General features: G+C 72.5%; 21 protein-coding genes. 15 read left to right on the top strand and 6 right to left on the bottom strand.

The features are described from left to right. The first annotated feature begins 305 nt into the window (after positions 1-305). The 10 genes from M446_RS25220 (at position 306) to M446_RS25175 (ending at position 9,710) form a co-directional block, all read left to right on the top strand. Positions 306-485: a hypothetical protein gene (locus tag M446_RS25220; RefSeq protein ID WP_012334943.1), complete on the top strand. Its 180-nt coding sequence runs from the start codon at positions 306-308 to the stop codon at positions 483-485. Between the two features lie 25 nt (positions 486-510). Then, on the top strand, positions 511-708 hold the full coding sequence (locus tag M446_RS25215) for a hypothetical protein (RefSeq protein ID WP_012334942.1): 198 nt from the start codon (positions 511-513) through the stop codon (positions 706-708). Positions 709-769: 61 nt separating this feature from the next. Continuing rightward, positions 770-1,972 carry a CaiB/BaiF CoA transferase family protein gene (locus M446_RS25210; RefSeq protein WP_012334941.1) on the top strand — a complete coding sequence of 401 codons (1,203 nt, stop codon included), beginning with the start codon at positions 770-772 and terminating at the stop codon, positions 1,970-1,972. 28 nt (positions 1,973-2,000) lie between these two features. Next, complete coding sequence (locus M446_RS25205; RefSeq protein WP_012334940.1) at positions 2,001-3,155, top strand: acyl-CoA dehydrogenase family protein; 1,155 nt, start codon at positions 2,001-2,003, stop codon at positions 3,153-3,155. Next, positions 3,155-3,994, top strand: a complete 840-nt coding sequence (locus tag M446_RS25200) for an FAS1-like dehydratase domain-containing protein (RefSeq protein WP_012334939.1) — start codon at positions 3,155-3,157, stop codon at positions 3,992-3,994. Before M446_RS25205 ends, M446_RS25200 begins: the two co-directional genes overlap by 1 nt. Positions 3,995-4,096: 102 nt before the next feature. Next, positions 4,097-5,137 carry a TRAP transporter substrate-binding protein gene (locus M446_RS25195; protein WP_012334938.1) on the top strand — a complete coding sequence of 347 codons (1,041 nt, stop codon included), beginning with the start codon at positions 4,097-4,099 and terminating at the stop codon, positions 5,135-5,137. 290 nt (positions 5,138-5,427) lie between these two features. Then, a complete protein-coding gene (locus M446_RS25190; RefSeq protein WP_012334937.1) occupies positions 5,428-6,015 on the top strand; it encodes a TRAP transporter small permease in 588 nt (195 codons plus the stop codon). Then, on the top strand, positions 6,012-7,337 hold the full coding sequence (locus M446_RS25185; RefSeq protein WP_012334936.1) for a TRAP transporter large permease: 1,326 nt from the start codon (positions 6,012-6,014) through the stop codon (positions 7,335-7,337). Before M446_RS25190 ends, M446_RS25185 begins: the two co-directional genes overlap by 4 nt. A gap of 229 nt (positions 7,338-7,566) precedes the next feature. Then, positions 7,567-8,289, top strand: a complete 723-nt coding sequence (locus tag M446_RS25180; protein WP_012334935.1) for a TadE/TadG family type IV pilus assembly protein — start codon at positions 7,567-7,569, stop codon at positions 8,287-8,289. Continuing rightward, positions 8,274-9,710 carry a pilus assembly protein TadG-related protein gene (locus M446_RS25175; RefSeq protein ID WP_012334934.1) on the top strand — a complete coding sequence of 479 codons (1,437 nt, stop codon included), beginning with the start codon at positions 8,274-8,276 and terminating at the stop codon, positions 9,708-9,710. The genes M446_RS25180 and M446_RS25175 overlap by 16 nt, the downstream gene beginning before the upstream one ends. A 232-nt stretch (positions 9,711-9,942) precedes the next feature. Here the strand turns inward: M446_RS25175 and M446_RS25170 are convergent, their stop codons facing one another. Beyond that, the gene (locus tag M446_RS25170) at positions 9,943-10,401 is read right to left on the bottom strand and encodes a hypothetical protein (protein WP_043701614.1); all 459 of its coding nucleotides are present in this window, start codon (positions 10,399-10,401) and stop codon (positions 9,943-9,945) included. Positions 10,402-10,803: 402 nt separating this feature from the next. On the opposite strand from M446_RS25170, the gene M446_RS25165 reads away from it, so the two are divergent. After that, a complete protein-coding gene (locus M446_RS25165; protein ID WP_012334933.1) occupies positions 10,804-11,205 on the top strand; it encodes a hypothetical protein in 402 nt (133 codons plus the stop codon). Positions 11,206-11,257: 52 nt separating this feature from the next. Here the strand turns inward: M446_RS25165 and M446_RS25160 are convergent, their stop codons facing one another. The 4 genes from M446_RS25160 to M446_RS25145 all read right to left on the bottom strand — a co-directional run bounded on the left by M446_RS25160 (position 11,258) and on the right by M446_RS25145 (position 14,675). Then, entirely contained in the window at positions 11,258-11,605 is a 348-nt protein-coding gene (locus tag M446_RS25160) for a hypothetical protein (RefSeq protein ID WP_012334932.1), read from the bottom strand. A gap of 127 nt (positions 11,606-11,732) precedes the next feature. Beyond that, the gene (locus tag M446_RS25155; RefSeq protein ID WP_012334931.1) at positions 11,733-12,617 is read right to left on the bottom strand and encodes an HpcH/HpaI aldolase/citrate lyase family protein; all 885 of its coding nucleotides are present in this window, start codon (positions 12,615-12,617) and stop codon (positions 11,733-11,735) included. Between the two features lie 129 nt (positions 12,618-12,746). Further along, positions 12,747-13,637 (bottom strand): N-formylglutamate amidohydrolase, encoded by an 891-nt coding sequence (locus M446_RS25150; protein ID WP_012334930.1) that lies wholly within the window; start codon positions 13,635-13,637, stop codon positions 12,747-12,749. A 120-nt stretch (positions 13,638-13,757) separates the two neighbouring features. Then, positions 13,758-14,675 (bottom strand): rhamnosyltransferase, encoded by a 918-nt coding sequence (locus M446_RS25145; RefSeq protein ID WP_012334929.1) that lies wholly within the window; start codon positions 14,673-14,675, stop codon positions 13,758-13,760. 182 nt (positions 14,676-14,857) lie between these two features. Here M446_RS25145 and cpdR point away from each other — a divergent pair, with 182 nt between their 5' ends. The 4 genes from cpdR (at position 14,858) to M446_RS25125 (ending at position 17,031) form a co-directional block, all read left to right on the top strand. Further along, entirely contained in the window at positions 14,858-15,214 is a 357-nt protein-coding gene (gene cpdR, locus M446_RS25140) for a cell cycle two-component system response regulator CpdR (RefSeq protein WP_012334928.1), read from the top strand. Positions 15,215-15,284: 70 nt separating this feature from the next. Further along, positions 15,285-15,542 carry a glutaredoxin 3 gene (gene grxC / locus M446_RS25135; protein ID WP_012334927.1) on the top strand — a complete coding sequence of 86 codons (258 nt, stop codon included), beginning with the start codon at positions 15,285-15,287 and terminating at the stop codon, positions 15,540-15,542. A 69-nt stretch (positions 15,543-15,611) separates the two neighbouring features. Beyond that, a complete protein-coding gene (locus M446_RS25130) occupies positions 15,612-16,460 on the top strand; it encodes a carbon-nitrogen hydrolase family protein (RefSeq protein ID WP_012334926.1) in 849 nt (282 codons plus the stop codon). A gap of 94 nt (positions 16,461-16,554) precedes the next feature. Continuing rightward, positions 16,555-17,031 carry a DUF1178 family protein gene (locus M446_RS25125; RefSeq protein ID WP_012334925.1) on the top strand — a complete coding sequence of 159 codons (477 nt, stop codon included), beginning with the start codon at positions 16,555-16,557 and terminating at the stop codon, positions 17,029-17,031. A gap of 107 nt (positions 17,032-17,138) precedes the next feature. Here M446_RS25125 and M446_RS25120 read toward each other — a convergent pair whose 3' ends face one another. Then, positions 17,139-17,675, bottom strand: coding sequence for a disulfide bond formation protein B (locus M446_RS25120; protein ID WP_012334924.1), 537 nt, complete (start codon positions 17,673-17,675; stop codon positions 17,139-17,141). Positions 17,676-17,682 lie beyond the last annotated feature (7 nt).

The raw sequence follows: 17,682 nt of genomic DNA, 5'->3' as shown, positions 1-17,682 counted from the left end.
GGGCGGGCGTTCGGGCGGGGCCGGCGGTGCCCGGACCCGCCCCGCCGGACCCTCCTCCATTCGGAGGATGGAATAGCAGTCACATTTCTCTATAACTCCGCACAACACCGATAAAGACCGCCGAGCGATCGCGCCTGCCACTTCGAATCCCAGTTGAACTGATCATTCTCGGGTCGATCTGGTCTCTTTCGCAAGGGTATTGCGCAATAGATCTTGCTTTGCGAGGCAAGATTGCAGGTATCGCGGTCGCTCGACGGTCACCAGGGAGGATTCCAGCGACGCCGCCCCGACCGGGAGGAGACGGGATGTCGATGGATGCGGCCCACGGGCCGAGCGAACCGGACCGCCACCCCGCCCCCGACGCCCTGCGGGGCCTCGCGGCGGCGGGCGCTCCCGGCCGCCTGCCCCGGCCCTGCCACGGCCTCGCGCCCGCCCGCCCCGCCCTGCCGCGGGCCGCCGGCGCGGCCGCCGTCCCCGCCGAGTAGCCCTGTCCCGACCCGGAGACCCGTCATGCCCAACATGATGTTCGTGTTCCGCCTCGGATGGCTCGCCTGCCTGGCGCTGATCGCGCTGGCGATCGGCTTCTCCAGCGCCCGCGGGCTCGGCGCGCCGCATCCCCGCGGCGGCCCCGCCCGGCTCCCGCCCCGGGCGGAGGCGCCCGACCCCTGCGAGATCCTGCCGACCGGCGACATCGCCTCCTGCCGCTGAGGATTGGACAGGCGCCGCGCGCCGTCGCATGGTCCCGCCCCACGACGCGGCGGGAGGCGCGATGACGGAGGACGGAACGGGCGCCCGCCCGCTCACCGGGATCACGGTGCTGGCGCTCGAACAGGCGGTGGCGGCGCCCTACTGCTCGTCGCGGCTGGCGGATGCCGGCGCCCGGGTGATCAAGGTCGAGCGGCCGGAGGGCGACTTCGCCCGCGGCTACGACGACGCCGTGAACGGGCTCTCGACCTACTTCGTCTGGCTCAACCGGGGCAAGGAGAGCCTCGTCGCCGACATCAAGGCCCCGGACGACGCCGCGCTCCTGCACGCCATCCTGGCCGAGGCGGACGTGTTCATCCAGAACCTCGCCCCGGGCGCCGCGGCCCGGGCCGGGTTCGGCGCGGGCGCCCTGCGGGCGCGCCATCCCCGCCTGATCACCCTCGACATCACCGGCTACGGCAGCGGCCACGCCTACGCGCAGATGAAGGCCTACGACCTCCTGGTCCAGGCCGAGAGCGGGCTCGCCGCCATCACGGGCCACCCGGCCGGGCCCGGCCGGGTCGGCGTCTCGGTCTGCGACATCGCCTGCGGCATGGCCGCCCACGCCGCCGTGCTGGAGGCGCTGATCGGCCGCGAGCGCAGCGGGCGCGGCGCGGCGCTCGAAGTGAGCCTGTTCGACGGCATAGCCGACTGGATGAACGTGCCGCTCCTCTACTACGAGGGCACCGGCCGGGCGCCGCAGCGGGTCGGCCTCGCCCATCCGTCGATCTGCCCCTACGGGGCGTTCCGCACCGCCGATGACGGCCTGGTGCTGATCTCGATCCAGAACGAGCGCGAGTGGGCCGCCTTCTGCGCCGGCCTGCTCGGGGAGCCGGACCTGCCGGGCCGGGAGGGCTTCCAGTCGAACACGGTCCGGGTCGCGAACCGGCCGGCGGTGGATGCGAGGGTGGCGCGGGCCTTCGCGGCCCTCACCCGCGACGAGGCGGCGGCGCGGCTGCGCGCGAGCGGCACCGCCTACGGCTTCGTCAACGAACTCGCCGACCTCGTCGCCCACCCGGCCCTGCGGCGCGTCGCGGTCGAGACGCCGGCGGGGACGGCCCTGATCGTGGCGCCCCCGGCGCTGATCGACGGCCGCGCCCGGCCCCTCGGGCCGGTGCCGGCGATCGGCGCCCACGGGGCCGCCATCCGGGCCGCGTTCGGCGCCGCCGCCCGCGGCCGTCCCGGCCCCGGCGCGACCGGGATCGGGCGCCCGGAAACTGGCCCATGAACTGGCCCATCACCCCGCGGGAGTGCCGATGACCGAGGAGACCTATCCGGAGATCCGCGAGGCGGTCGCCAAGCTCTGCGCCCGCTTCCCCGGCGAGTACTGGCGCGCCCTGGACCGGGAGATGGCCTATCCGACCGAGTTCGTGGCCGCGCTGACCGAGGCCGGCTACCTCTCGGTGCTGATCCCCGAGGAGTATGGCGGCGCGGGGCTGCCGCTCTCGGCCGCCGCGGCGGTGCTGGAGGAGATCCAGCGCGCCGGCTGCAACGGCGGCGCCTGCCACGCCCAGATGTACACGATGGGCACGCTGCTGCGGCACGGCTCCGAGGCGCAGAAGCGGCGCACCCTGCCGGGCATCGCCGAGGGCCGCCTGCGGCTGCAGGCCTTCGGCGTCACCGAGCCGACGAGCGGCACCGACACGGCGGCCCTCAAGACCACGGCGCGGCGCGAGGGCGACCACTTCGTCGTCAACGGCCAGAAGATCTGGACGAGCCGGGCCGAGCACTCGGACCTGATGCTGCTCCTTGCCCGCACCGCCCCGGTGCCCGAGGGCGGCAAGCGCACCGAGGGGCTCTCCGTCCTCCTCGTCGACATGCGCGAGGCGCTCGGGCGCGGCCTCACCATCCGGCCCATCCGCACGATGATGAACCACGCCACCACGGAGGTCTTCTTCGACGACCTGCGCGTGCCGGCCGAGAATTTGGTCGGCGAGGAGGGCCGGGGCTTCCGCTACATCCTCTCGGGCATGAACGCGGAGCGGATCCTGATCGCGGCCGAATGCGTCGGCGACGCCAAGTGGTTCATCGCCAAGGCCGGCGCCTACGCGCGGGAGCGGCGGGTGTTCGGCCGGCCGATCGGCCAGAACCAGGGCGTGCAGTTCCCGATCGCCGCCGCCTACGCCCGCATGCGGGCCGCCGAGCTGATGGTGCGCGAGGCCCTGCGGCTCTACGAGGCCGGCGCCAATCCGGGTCCGGAGGCGAACATGGCCAAGATGCTGGCGGCCGACGCCTCCTTCGAGGCCGCGAATGCCTGTATCCAGACCCATGGCGGCTTCGGCTTCGCGGAGGAGTATGACGTCGAGCGCAAGTTCCGCGAGACGCGCCTCTACCAAGTGGCGCCGATCTCCACGAACCTGATCCTGTCCTACCTCGCCGAGCACGTGCTCGGCCTGCCGCGGTCCTACTGATGGACGCCGCCGCCCTCGATCACCTGCGCGGCTGGATCGGCCGCACCCGGGTCGTCGAGGACCTCGTCACGCCCCGCCTCGCGGCGGAGTACCGGGCGACCCTCGCGCCGCACCTCGCCGCGGTGGGGGAGGGGGAGGCACCCCTCGCCCTGCACTGGTGCCTCGCCCCCGAGACGCCGGAGGCCGGCACGCTCGGGCCGGACGGCCACGCCGCCAAGGGCGGCTTCCTGCCCCCGGTGCCGCTGCCGCGCCGGATGTGGGCGGGGGGCGAGGTCGAGACGCTGGCGCCCCTGCGCCTCGGCGACCGCGTGGTCCGCCGCGAGACGGTGGCGGACGTCGCCTTCAAGGAGGGCCGCAGCGGGGGCCTCTGCTTCGTCACCGTGCGGCACGATTACGAGACGCCGAGCGGCGTGGCGATCCGCGAGCGGCAGGACATCGTCTACCGGGAGGCGGCCCGGCCCGGCGAGCCGGCCGCGCCGCCGCCCGCTCCGGCGCTGCCCCCGCCCGACCTCGCCTGGGCGGTCGAGGCCTCGCCGGTGCTGCTGTTCCGCTACTCGGCCATGACCTTCAACGGTCACCGCTTCCACTACGATCACCCCTACGCGACGCGGGTCGAGGGCTATCCGGGCCTCGTCGTGCACGGGCCGCTGCAGGCGAGTCTGCTCCTCAACCTCGCGGCGACGCTGCTCGGGCGGGTGCCGGGCCGCTTCCGCTACCGCGGCGTGGCGCCCCTGATCGCCGGCCGGACCTTCCGGGTGGAGGGGCGCCGCGCGGTGGGGGGCTTCTCCGGCCTCACCGCCGACGCGGACGGCCGCCCCTGCATGGAGGCCTCCGCCTGACGCGGTGGCCTTGAGCGATCGTCGCATTGCGTCGTCGCACCGCCCCTGCCAGGGTCGGGCGCCAGAACAGGCCGGAAATCGGCCGATCGACGAGGAAACGCCATGTCCCGCACCGACGGCCGCCTGCGGCCCCTCTCCCGTCGCGCGCTCTGCGCCGCGGCCGCGCTCGCGCTGCTCGGGGGCCAAACCCTGCTCGGGGGGCAAGCCCTCGCGCAGGGCCCGATCGTCCTCAAGTTCAGCCACGTCACCGCTCCCGACACGCCCAAGGGTCGCGGCGCCGACAAGTTCAAGGAACTGGCCGAGAAATATACCGGCGGAAAGGTCAAGGTCGAAGTCTACCCGAACTCGCAGCTGTTCAAGGACAAGGAGGAGGTCGAGGCGCTGCAGCTCGGCGCCGTGCAGATGCTGGCGCCCTCGCTGGCGAAGTTCGGGCCGCTCGGCGCGAAGGAGTTCGAGGTCTTCGACCTGCCCTACATCCTGCCTGACAAGGCGGCCCTGCGGCGCGTGACCGAGGGGCCGCTCGGCCGGCGCCTGTTCGAGAAGCTCGAGACCAAGGGCATCACCGGCCTCGCCTACTGGGACAACGGCTTCAAGATCATGAGCGCCAACAAGCCGCTGCGGCTCCCCGCGGATTTCCGCGGCCTCAAGATGCGCATCCAGTCCTCCAAGGTGCTGGAGGCGCAGTTCCGCGCGCTCGGGGCGATTCCCCAGGTGATGGCCTTCTCGGAAGTCTATCAGGGCCTGCAGACCGGCGTGGTGGACGGGTCCGAGAACACGCCCTCGAACATGTACACGCAGAAGCACCACGAGGTGCAGAAATACGCGACCCTCTCCGACCACGGCTATATCGGCTACGCGGTGATCACGAACAAGAAATTCTGGGACGGCCTGCCGCCGGAGGTGCGCGGCCAGCTCGAGAAGGCGATGGCGGAGGCGACGGCCTACGCCAACGAGGTCGCGGGCCGGGACAATGCCGATGCCCTGGAGGAGATGCGGAAGTCCGGCAAGATCACCTTCCTGACCCTGACCGACGAGGAGAAGGCGGCCTGGCGCAAGGCCCTCGAGCCGGTCACGGCCGAGATGACCAAGCGCGTCGGCAAGGACGTGATCGAGGAGTTCCAGCGCGAGGCGCGCACGCAGTAGAGCATTGTCCGACGAAGCGGATGCCGGTTCGTCGAAGACGGTGCGCCGAAATCAAAGACCGAGAGCCGCGTCCGATGGCACCGTGATCGGGCGCTGCTCCAGAGCATTTCCCGCTGACGTGGATGCCGGTTCAGCCTAGGAAATGCGGCACACGCCAAGACCTGGAGCGGGCTTCCGGTCTCGCTCCGAGCGAAGCCTGCTCTCGCCGCCCTCCGCGCTCCCTCCCGCGCGGCGCGGGGCCTCTCCTCCGGGGAGGTCCCGCGCCGGACGCCCCGCCCCGGTACCCCCGCATGATCCTGCTGCGCGTCCTCGACCGCCTGGAAGAGATCCTGATCGCGAGCCTGATGGCCGCCGCGACGCTGCTCATCTTCGTCGCCGTCGTCCACCGCTACGCCTCCGGAATCCCGGCCCTGTTCCCGCTCACCTCGGCGATCCACCTCTCCTGGGCGCAGGAACTCTGCATCTACATGTTCGTGTGGATGGCGAAGTTCGGCGCCGCCTACGGCGTGCGCACCGGGATCCACGTCGGGGTCGACGTCCTGGTCAACCGGCTCGCCCCGGGCCTGCGCCACCGGGTGATCCTGTTCGGGCTGCTCTGCGGGGCGCTGTTCACCGCGACCATCGGCACGATGGGCCTGAAATTCGTGCTCGGCCTCGTCGACACCGACCAGACCTCGCCCGATCTCGAGATCCCGAGCTGGATCGTCTACCTCGCCATCCCGCTCGGCTCCTACCTGATGTGCTTCCGCTTCCTGCAGGTGGCGTGGCACTTCGGGCGCACGGGCGAATTGCCCCACCACGATCCGGGGCACGTCGAGGGCGTGGTCGAGAGCCCGCAGGCCGCCCGCGACCTCGCCGCCGAGGAGCGCGCGCGATGAACGCCGCCATCATCTTCGGGCTCCTCGTCGCCCTGATGCTCACCGGCATGCCGATCTCGATCGCGCTCGGCCTCTCGGTGCTCACCTTCCTGTTCGTGATGACGAGCGTGCCGATCGAGGCGGTGGCGCTCAAGCTGTTCACCGGGATCGAGAACTTCGAGATCATGGCGATCCCGTTCTTCATCCTGTCGGGCAACTTCCTCACCCATGGCGGCGTCGCCCGGCGGATGATCAACTTCGCCACCGCGATGGTCGGCCACTGGTACGGGGGGCTCGGCCTCGCGGGCGTGATGGCCTGCGCGCTCTTCGCGGCGATCTCGGGATCGAGCCCCGCGACCGTGGTGGCGATCGGCTCGATCATCCTGCCCGCCATGGTGGCGCAGGGATTCCCCAAGAAGTTCGGCGCGGGCGTGATCACCACCTCGGGGGCGCTCGGCATCCTGATCCCGCCCTCGATCGTCATGGTGATGTACTCGGTGGCGACGAGCGGCGCCGTGGTGTTCGGGCCGGACGGCAACCGGGTCTCCTCGGCCTCGATCTCGACGCTGTTCGTGGCCGGCGTGGTGCCGGGGCTGATGCTGGCGGGCCTGCTCGGCCTCACCACGTGGTACCGCGCCCGCCGGAACGACTACCCGCGCCTGCCCCGCGCCTCCTGGCGCGAGCGCTTCGTGGCCTTCCGCAAGTCCCTCTGGGGGCTGCTGCTCATCGTGCTGGTGCTCGGCGGCATCTACACGGGCGCCTTCACGCCCACCGAGGCGGCGGCGGTCAGCGCCGTCTACGCCTTCGTGATCGCGGTCTTCGTCTACCGCGACCTGACCTGGCGCGACGTGCCGCGGGTGCTGCTCGATTCCGCCAACATGAGCGCGATGCTGCTCTACATCATCACCAACGCGGTGCTGTTCTCGTTCCTGATGACGAGCGAGCAGATCCCGCAGGCCATGGCCGGCTGGATCACCCAGGCCGGCCTCGGCTGGGTGGTGTTCCTGCTCATCGTGAACGTGCTGCTGCTCGTCGCCGGGAACGTGATGGAGCCCTCCTCCATCGTGCTGATCATGGCGCCGATCCTGTTCCCGATCGCCGCCAAGCTCGGCATCGACCCGGTCCATTTCGGCATCCTGATCGTGGTCAACATGGAGGTCGGCATGTGCCACCCGCCGGTGGGGCTGAACCTCTACGTGGCCTCGGGCATCACCAAGATGGGCATCACCGAACTCACCGTCGCGGTCTGGCCCTGGCTGCTGACGATGCTGGTCTTCCTCGTCATCGTCACCTACGTGCCGGCCCTGTCGCTGGGGCTGCCGCGGCTGCTCGGGATGCTGTGATCCGGGATCCGGAATGCGAGCCAGAGCGGACTGGCGCTGCCGGCGCTGGCCCCGGGGTCCGGCCACTACAACCTCGGCGGCAGGGGCGATTATCAGTACCTTCAGGTGATCTACCCGTTCACCCCGATACCGTCCGTGTTCGCCGCGCTGCTGAGCGGGGGCGTTTCCTACAACGGGGCCCCCGCCTCCGCGGCCGTGGCGACGGCCGCGTTCCGCAACGAGCAGTACGATGCGGCGGGGTCGCGCAGGCGCGGGGCGCCCCGGCACCCGCCTCTGGGGCGACGCAGCCGGCGTCGCGGCGATCGAGTTCGCCGCGGCGCTGCCCGTCCTGCTCGTCGTCATGGCGGTCGGGCTGCAGGTCGCGCTCTACGTCAACGCCAAGCGGAGCGTCGAGCGCCTCGCGCGCACGATCAGCCAGATGATCTCGCAGGCGGTGCCGCCCGCCGGCGCCGCCACGGCGACCGTGAACGCGGCGGACATCCGCTTCGGCTTCGACGCGGCCATCGTCCTGTTCCCCTACGTCCTGGCGGACGCCGCGCGGCAGGGCATTCCCTGGCAGAGCAACATCGCGATCAACGCCGCCGGCATCGCCTTCACCAAAGTGGCGTCGGGCTGCAGCGACCCCACCGACCAGAGCGCCTGCTACGTGGCCAACGTGGTCTGGACGAGCAGCGGGACGGGGGGCGCGAGCTACCGGCCCTGCCTGGTGGCGCAGCAGCCCGCCGGCAACGCGGCGCCGCCGAGCCCGACGACCCTGCCGCGCTCCGTCTTCGGCCCGGCCTCGCTGGTCGTCGTCGACGTGGTGTTCACGTTCCGGCCGACCTTCGGGGCGACCTACGTCCCGTCCGCGCGGATCGCCCACTCGGTCTACGTCCAGCCCCGCTACGCCGCGCTGGTGAGCTACGACCCCACCAACACCGACGGGATCGCCGAGACATGTCCCGGCTACTGAGCGCGCTGCGCCGCCTCGGGCGCTGGGCCGCCCGCGCCCGGCGGCCGGACGGCAGCGTCAACATCCTGTTCGCGCTGAGCCTGATCCCCGTGCTGGGCCTCGTCGGCCTCGCCGTCGATTACGGGCTGGCGGCGGCGGACAAGACCACCCTCGACCACGCGGCCGACACGGCCGCCCTCGCGGCCGTGGTCACCGCCAAGAGCTACATCGCCGCCAACCAGGGGCAGGCGAACCTGACCGCCAACGCGATCGCGGCCGGCCTCGCCCAGGCCGCCAACGTCTTCGCGGTGAATGCCGGCAGCGTGCCGTTCGCGCAGGTCACGCTCCAGCCCCCGCAGCTCGTCCGCTCCGGCCAGACCCTGACCGCGACGGTCAGCTACGGCGCGACCATCCAGAACAGCTTCGGCAAGCTGCTCGGCACCCCGACCACGCTGCTCGGCAATTCCGTGACCGCCTCGGCGGATCTGCCGAGCTACCTCGACTTCTACCTGCTCGTGGACGTGTCGGGCTCGATGGGCCTGCCCGCGACGCCGGGCGGCATGACCCAGCTGGCGAGCGTCAACAAGGACATGTGGTCGGACTATCAGCAGGGATGCCAGTTCGCCTGCCACTTCCCGGGCTTCACCGGATGGGGCTTGGCCGCGGGCAAGATCCAGCTGCGCTCGGACGCCGTCAACGCGGCCGTCTGCTCGCTGATCCAGCGCGCCTCCACACCCGCGGTGCCGAACCAGTACCGGGTCGGGATCTACCCGTTCATCAACCAGATGGCGACGCTCGTGGGGATCACCGGCAGCGTCGCCAGCCTCAACGCCGCCGCCCAGTGCGCCCTGTCCTGGCCGCTCGCCTTCACCAACCTGCTCGATACGGGCACGACGCAGCTGTTCGCCTACGGCGATCCGACCACCGGCACCGCCAGCGGCGGCACCCATTTCGAGGTGGTGATGCCGCAGCTGCAGGCGGCCATCAAGGCCTTCGGGGACGGCTCGTCCTCGACCTCGCCGAAGCCCTTCGTGTTCCTGATCACCGACGGCATGCAGAACGGCCAGCACTACGGCGCGCCGGCGAACGGGACATACGCCTATCCGGGCAATCCCTCGTCGTTCTGGGGCTACGCGGATGCCTGGTGGGACGGGTCGCAGCCCTCCCAGATCGACCCGACCGTGTGCGCCGGACTCAAGAGCGCCGGCGCCACCATCTCCATCCTCTCCATTCCGTACAACCTCATCACCTTCGTCAACAACGGGGGCGGCGTCGCCTGGGAGAACAACCGCGTCAGCGGCTTCAGCCCGACGCTGGCGACGCCCCTGAAGGCCTGCGCCTCGCCGGGCTTCTTCGCCACGGCCAACACGCCGGCCGACATCACGGCGTCGCTCAACGCGATGTTCGACCAGGCGCTGCGGGTCGCCCGCCTGACGCGGTGATCCGGCCCGCGCCCCACGGCGCGGTCGGGCGGGGGCGGGCGCAGGCCGCCATGCCGCCGCGCGCGATGCCGGCGAAGCGCGGCACGCCGCGCATCCCCTCGCTCCCGCCGCTCCCGGAGGTGCAAGAACCTCGACCCCGAGGACCGCTTCCTCCCGGCCCGACGCGGCCGCCGGGCGCTGCCGCCACGAAGCTCGCCTCGGCCGCCGAGGCCCCGGCGACGCGCCCTCCCGATTACTGCGTCAGCCGGAACTTGGAGAGCGAGTTGCCGATCGCCTGGAAGGCCGGCTTGAGGTCGTCGGCGGTCAGGACGTTGTAGAAGAAGCGCCCGTCCGTCGCGCAGGATTTCAGCATGTCGGCGTTCCCGTCGATCACCCGCACCGTGTAGACGATGATCCCGGCCGCCTTGGCGGCGCTGCAGGCGGCCAGCGTGCGCGCATCGATGGTGGCGACGTTGGTCGCGGTGGTGGTGCAGCTGGTGACGGGGAAGAAGAAGAACCAGGTCGTGGTGCAGGACTGGCCGCTCTTCTCCCAGCGGTTCTCGGTGTTGAGCCCGTCCGTCAGCACGATCAGGACCTTCTGGACGCGGCTGTCCGTGAGGGAGACGGCGGAGGAGAGCGGACCGGCGGGCGTCAGCGCCTCCATGCCCCAGGCCACCCCGATGCCCACGTTGGTGTTGCCGCCCGCCGTCATGCCGTCGATCGCCGTGTTGAGGGCGGCGTAGTCGGTGGTCAGCGGGACGATCGGCGACAGGGACGACGTCTCATCGCACCCGCCGCGTATTACCCTAAGTCAGACAAGTATATTGTATAACTCAGACGTTAATGATTCAGTTCAACGGCAATCGACCAGGACAGGATCTGGATTAACTAATCATCAGCTATGAAGCATTGATGGATCCCGATCTCCCGCCGGGCGCGAGGGCGGAGGCGCCGGGCGCAAGCGAATCATGGTGAGCGGGGTTCGGCGGCTCCGACGCCTCGTCAAGGGCGCGTTAAGGAAACTTTGCCATCGTTGCCGCCGTGCCCGACCGCCCGATCGGGACGCTCCGGGCTCCCGGCCCCGGCCCGAGCCCCGCTTCCTGACGAGGATCCGATGCCCCTCCTGCGCTTCCGCCCGTCCCCCACCGGCCTGCTCGCCGTGGCCCTCGGCGGCCTCGCCCTGTTCGGCTGGGGGGCCTTCGGGCTCACCGCGTCGCGCCAGCGCGGCCTCGAGGCCCAGCTCGCAGAGGTGCAGGGCGAGCGCGACGCCCTCCAGGCGTGGCAGAGGCAGTTCCGGGACGCCGAGGCGGAGCTGCGCGAGGTGCAGGGCAAGGTCGCCGCCACCCGCGAGGAGATCGCCCAGGTCGCCGCCGCCCGCGACAAGGCCAAGGCGCAGTTCGCGGCGACGCAGCGGGACCTCGCGGCCCTCACCAAGCGCCTGGATCAGGCTCGCGACAAGGTGTCGCAGACGGGGAGCATCCCGGCGGCGGAGCCGGCGAAGAAGCCGAGCCGCTGATCCGGCGCCGCGGCCGGCCGGGGCGGCGCGCCGATGGGGCGCCGCGGGCCGGTCACGCCGGCGCGGCCAGTTCCGCCACGGGACCCTGGAGGGCGGCCTCGGCCGCGCCGCGCGACGCGGCGGAGGCGACGAGGGCGGCCCAGCGCATCGCGACCTCGTGGAAGAGCGTCAGCCGGCCCTCGCTGTCGTAGCGGCGCCAGCCGCAGCGCGGCCCGCCCTCGGCCCCGACCTCGTCGTAGGTCTCGTAGCGCGCCACGAGCCGGTCGTCCCGGTCGTACTCGCAGTGGAACCAGCACTGGCCGTAGACGCGGCCGCCGCGGCTCAGCGCCCCGGCAGATTCGAGCCGGTGATCCGCCGGGATCCGGAAGATGCTCGGGAAATCGGGCAGCCCACGATCCATGGTGATGCGCCCTCCATTGCTGCGGGCCGAGCCCGACCGGCCGAACGCGGCCGGACGAGTTGTGCACCGCAGCAGAACCGAGTCAAGCGGCCGCTCCCGGCGGACTTTGCGCAGCCTCGGGAGCGCCTCAGCGGCCCCGGGACGCGATGGCGTCGGCCCAGGCGACGGCGCGGCGGGCCATGCCGATGTGCTGGCGCTCGAACATGCGGCCGTTGATCTGGATCGCGCCGCGCTTGGCGTTCTCCGGCCGCTCGAAGGCCGCGATCACGCTGCGGGCGATCTCCACCTCGGGGTCGGTCGGCGTGAAGGCGAGGTTGGCCGGCTCGACCTGGTTCGGGTGGATCAGCGTCTTGCCGTCGAAGCCGAGGATGCGGGCCTGGCGGCACTCCTCGCGCAGCCCCTCGACATCCGCGAAGTCGTTGAACACCCCGTCCAGGATCGAGAGGCCTTCGGCGCGGGCGGCGGCGAGGGCCATCATCAGCCAGGGCATCATCGGGGCGCGGCCGGGGACGATCTGGGTCCAGGTGTCCTTGGCGAGGTCGTTGGTGCCGAGCACGAAGCAGGCGAGCCGCGTGCCGGGATTGCGCCGGGCCGCCGCGATCGCCTGGATGTTCAGGATGGCGGCGGGCGTCTCGATCATCGCCCAGACCTTGATGTGGGCCGGCGCGTCGAGGGCTTCGAGCCGGTCGGCGATGCTCTCCAGCACGGCCGGCGAGGACACTTTCGGCATCAGGATGGCGTCGGGGCCCGCCTCGATCGCGGCCTTCAGGTCGGCCTCGCCCCAGGGCGTCTGGGGGGCGTTCACCCGGATGATCAGCTCGCGCTCGCCGTAGGACCGGCCGCGCACGGCGGCGCAGACCTGCTCGCGGGCGACGTCCTTGGCGTCCGGCGCCACCGCGTCCTCCAGGTCGAGGATCAGCGCGTCCGCCGGCAGGGTCCTGGCCTTCTCCAGGGCCCGGGGATTCGAGCCCGGCATGTAGAGCACGCTGCGGCGCAGGCGGAGATCGGTCATGGCGTGAATCCTCCTCGGTTGCGCGCTACCTAGCGGAAAAATTGTGCGCTGCACACCGGCCGCCCTCGCCCGGGCCCCGCCCGGCGGGATCCGTCCCGGCAGCCCTCCGCCGACCGGGTGCGCCCGGCCCTACTCGGCGGCGATCCGGGCGGGCGCGAGGTCGAGGGGGAGCGCCGCGACGCCGCCGAACACGGCGGCGAGGCTGGCCACCAGGGCCTCGAAGCCCGGCCGCGGGGTCAGCGTGCGCTCGTCCATGTAGAGGGCGCGGTTGATCTCGACCTGGAGGGCGTGGCGGCCGAGCGCCGGCTCGCCGTAATGCTCGGTGATGAAGCCGCCCGCGTAGGGCTTGTTGCGCACCACCCGGAAGCCCTGCGCGCGGAAGGCCGCCTCGACGCAATCGGTCAGGACGTGGGCGCAGGCGGTGCCGAAGCGGTCGCCCAGCACCACGTCGACCCGCGGCCCCTCCTCGCGCCCCAGGCTCGTCGAGGGCATCGAGTGGCAGTCGATCAGCACGACGTGGCCGAAGCGGGCCGCCGTGCGGGCGAGGAGGCCGCGCAGGGTGCGGTGATAGGGCTTGTAGAGGGTCTCGATCCGGGCGGTCGCCTCCTCGACCGGCAGGCGGGCGCGGTAGATCTCCTGGCCGTCCGCCACGACCCGCGGCACCGTGCCGAGCCCGCCCGCGACGCGCATCGAGCGCACGTTCGCGAAGGGCGGCAGGCGCCCGTCGAACATGCGCGGGTCGAGCTCGTAGGGCTCGCGGTTCACGTCCAGGTAGGCGCGCGGGAAGCAGGCCCGCATCAGCGGCGCCCCGAGCGCGACCACCGGCGCGAACAGGCGGTCGACGAAGGCGTCCTCCGAGCGGCGCAGCGAGACCGCGTCCAGGCGCGAGGCGGCCAGGAAGGAGGGCGGGTAGACCGCTCCCGAATGCCCCGTGTTGAACACGTAGGACAGGCTGTGCCGCTCCGGCTCGTCGACGACGAAGGGCGGCGCGAAGAGGCTCTCGGGACCCGGGCCGCTCATCCGGCCGCCCGGGCCCGCGCAACGGGGAGGGAAGGGGGGCACAACCTCATCCGGCTAATGTGACGCTCAGGGTCCGGCCTGTCCACTGGTGCGGCGGGCCGCGCGCCGGGTCCGGGGCGCTCAGGGCGCCCGGGGCGGAAACACCCGCTCGGGCGAGCCGAGCCGGTGCCGCAGCCCGTCGAGCAGGCCGCGGGCGACCGCGCGGCGCACCTCCGGCGCGAGGCGGTGATGCGCGAGGTAGATGCCGATCCGGGCAGGCAGCAGCAGCAGGGTCCTGGCCTTGTGGGCGCGCGGCACGTGCGGCAGGCGCAGCATGGCGAGCTGGTTGCGCAGGAAGGTGTAGAGCCGCAGCGGCGGCTGGTCCGTGAGGGTGAGGCCGAGGGGCAGCCGGATCACGCCCCGGCCGAGGGCGTGCTGCATCGGCACGTCGGAGGCCACCCAGACCGAGAAGCCGCCGGCCCGCGCCCGCATGCCCCACTCGACGTCGATCGCGTCGATGAAGAAGTCCGCCCGGAACGGACCGACGGCCCGCGCCGCCGCGCAGGCCACCAGGGAGCCCGACGAGAAGGCGAAGCCGGCCCGCCGCAGCGGCGTGTCGGGGAAGCGCGGATCGGGCGCGGCGGCGGTCCCGAGGGGGCGCCCTCCCGGCGCGACCGGCTGGGCCGCCACGATGGCGGGCCGCTCGCCCGCCTCGGCGAGGCGCCGCCAGCGCGCCGCCAGGGCCGCGACCGCCCCGGGCGCGGGCAGGCTGTCCTGGTCGAGCAGGAAGACGAAGGCGCAGGCCCTCGCCTCGGCCTCGGCGAGGAGCCGGTTATAGGCCGCCCCGACCCCCTCGTTGCCCGCCGGCCGCAGGACCAGGAGGGGCGTGCCGCCCGCCTCCCGGCGCAGGGAGGCCTCCTCCTCCGGGGCCAGGGGGGAGTTCGCCACCACGGCCAGCGCCCCGAGGCCGGGCGCCACGGCCGCGACGAGGCGGCGCAGCTGCGCCGGATCGGGATGGAAGGCCACGATCCCGGCCAGCACCGTCGGCGTCGCGTCCACTGTCCTCTCCGCCCCTCCAGTGGCGCCCGGGGGGCGCGGTCGTGGCGCCCCGGGGGGCGCGTCGCGGCGCCCGGGACGCCGCGGGCGGCCTGGCACGGCCGGTCCCGCGCATCAACCCCGTGTTTACCAAGGCGCCTCTTTATGGAAAGAAACCCTCGAATCGGCAGCCGGGACCAAGCTCGATGAAGATCCTCCTCGCGGAAGACGACAACGACATGCGTCGCTTCCTCGCCAAGGCCCTGCAGAATGCCGGGTACGACGTCGCGTCCTTCGACAATGGCCTGTCCGCCTACAACCGGCTGCGCGAGGAGCCGTTCGAACTCCTCCTGACCGACATTGTCATGCCCGAGATGGACGGCATCGAGCTCGCCCGCCGCGCCACGGAACTCGACCCGGACATCAAGGTGATGTTCATCACCGGCTTCGCCGCGGTGGCGCTCAACCCCGATTCCAAGGCGCCCAAGGACGCCAAGGTGCTCTCGAAGCCCTTCCACCTGCGCGAACTCGTCAACGAAGTCGAGAAACTGATGGCCGCCTGAGGCGGGCGGCTTCCGCCGGCGCGGGAAATCTCTATATCCGGCCGCTGAGGAAGAGCCCGAGAGCCGCCGGATGCAGCCCGTCACGATCTACACGACCAGCTGGTGCCCCTACTGCGCGGCGGCGAAGTCCCTCCTGCGCGAGAAGGGCGCCGCCTTCACGGAGATCGACGTGGAGGCGAGGGCCGGGGCGCGGCGCGAGATGATCGACCGGGCCGGCGGGCGCACCAGCGTGCCGCAGATCTTCGTCGGCGCGACCCATGTGGGCGGCTGCGACGACCTCTACGCCCTCGACCGGGCCGGCCGCCTGGAGCCGCTCCTCGCCGGCTGAGCGCGGTTGAGCCGACCGGGCGCGCGGGTCTAGGGTGGGGGCCCGATCCCCCCTCCGCGCGAGCCCCCCATGACCGCTCCCCGCTTCGTCGCCGCCTGCGTCCAGATGCGCTCGGGCCGCGACCCGGCGCGGAACCGCGACGCGGCCGTGGCGGGATTGCGCGAGGCGGCCTCGCGCGGCGCGCACTTCGTCCAGACGCCCGAGATGACCTCGCTGCTGGAGCGCGGCCGCGAGAACCTCTTCGCCAAGATCACGGCGCCCGAGGAGGACGTCACCCTGGCGGCGCTGCGCGAGACGGCGCGGGCGCACGGGATCGTGGTCCAGGTCGGGTCGCTCGCCGTGCGCAGCGGCGACAAGGTGGCCAACCGCGCCTTCCTGATCGGGCCCGAGGGCGAAATCCTGGCGGCCTACGACAAGCTCCACCTCTACGACGTCGACCTGCCGAACGGCGAGAGCTGGCGGGAATCGGCGACCTACACGGGGGGGAGCTGCGCCGTCGTCGCCGACCTGCCCTGGGCGCGGCTCGGCATCGCGATCTGCTACGACCTGCGCTTCCCCGCCCTCTACCGGGCGCTCGCCGAGGCGGGGGCCGAGATCCTGACCGCCCCCGCGGCCTTCACGCGCCAGACCGGCGAGGCGCATTGGCACGTGCTCCAGCGCGCCCGCGCGATCGAGACCGGCTCCTTCATGATCTCGGCCGCCCAGGGCGGACGCCACGAGGACGGCCGCGAGACCTACGGCCACTCGCTCATCGTCGATCCCTGGGGCCGCATCCTGGCGGAGGCCGAGGGGGCGGAGCCGGGCGTGATCCTGGCGGAGATCGACCTCGCCCTGGTGGCGGAGGCCCGCGCCCGCATCCCGGCCCTGCGGCACGCCAAGCCCTTCACGGTCGAGGTCGCGGCGCCGCGCCGCGGTTGACGCGTTGAAAATTCGACCCAGTCTCGCGCGAATGGCCGGCGATTTCCGGGCGCGGCCCCTCGCGCGCGCGGGCCCTCATCCCGATATTGTGGTCATGATCCGTTACGCCCTCTCCTGCGAGACCGGCCACGCCTTCGAGAGCTGGTTCCCCTCCGGCGATTCCTACGACGAGCAGGTCGCCCGCGGCCTCGTGACCTGCCCGGTCTGCGGCAGCCCCAGGGTGGCCAAGCAGCTGATGGCCCCGGCCCTCGGCCGGCGCGGCAACCGCGACGCGGCGGGTGTCCCGGCAGTCCTCCCGGCGGAGCGCGCCCCCGCCGCCCCGGAGCCGGTCCGGCTGACGTCCGAGCCCGAGGCGCAGCTGCGCGCCATGATCCGGGCGCTGCACGAGCACGTCGCCCGCACCTCCGACCATGTCGGGCCCCGCTTCGCCGAGGAGGCGAGGCGGATGCATTACGGCGAGGTCGAGCACCGGGCGATCCACGGCGAGGCGAGCCTCGCCGAGGCCCGCGCCCTCCTGGAGGAGGGCATCGCGGTCCAGCCGCTGCCGCCGCTGCCGGACGAGCGGAACTGAGCCTCATTCGGCCGGCCGGGACCGGCCGGTGCCGAGGCGGTCACCGGTTCGGCGGCGAAGACGATGCAGGAACGGGAATCGGGCGGAGTGGCCCCCCGCGACCCTGCTCAGCCCCCTGAGGGGCGCCCCGCCCGCACGGCCCGCAGGGCCGCCGCCCCGGCGAGCGCCGCGAGGCCGACCGAGATCAGGGCGTTCCAGCCCGCGAAGGAGAGGCCGAGGAAGCGCCACGCCGCCTCCGTGCAGCTGACCACCCGGATCCCGTCGAGGCTCTTGAGAAAGTCCTTGACGTCGGCGGGGCCCGGGCCGCTGCCGCCGCCGCAATCGCTCGGACCCGGCCAGAAGCCCCACTCGGCGCCGGCGTGGTAGGCGCCGAGGCCGGCGCTCACCAGGAACAGCAGCGCGAGCCCGCCGAGGAGCCAGCGGGCGAGGCGCGCGGGCACGAGGAGCGCCGCCGCCGCGAGCGGGAGCGCGAGGTAGTAGGGCTGGCGCTCGATCAGGCAGAGCTTGCAGGGCACGTAGCCGAAGCCGTGCTGGAAGAGCAGCGCGCCCCCGACCGCTGCCGCCGCCCCGGCCAGGACGAGGAGCGCCGCCGGCCGCGGTGCGGTGAGCCTCGCGGCGAGCGCCGCCGCGCCGTCCCCGGACATGGATCCT

Source organism: Methylobacterium sp. 4-46, assembly GCF_000019365.1.
Taxonomy (GTDB): Bacteria; Pseudomonadota; Alphaproteobacteria; order Rhizobiales; family Beijerinckiaceae; genus Methylobacterium.
This window is presented reverse-complemented; position numbering and strand designations above follow the sequence as displayed.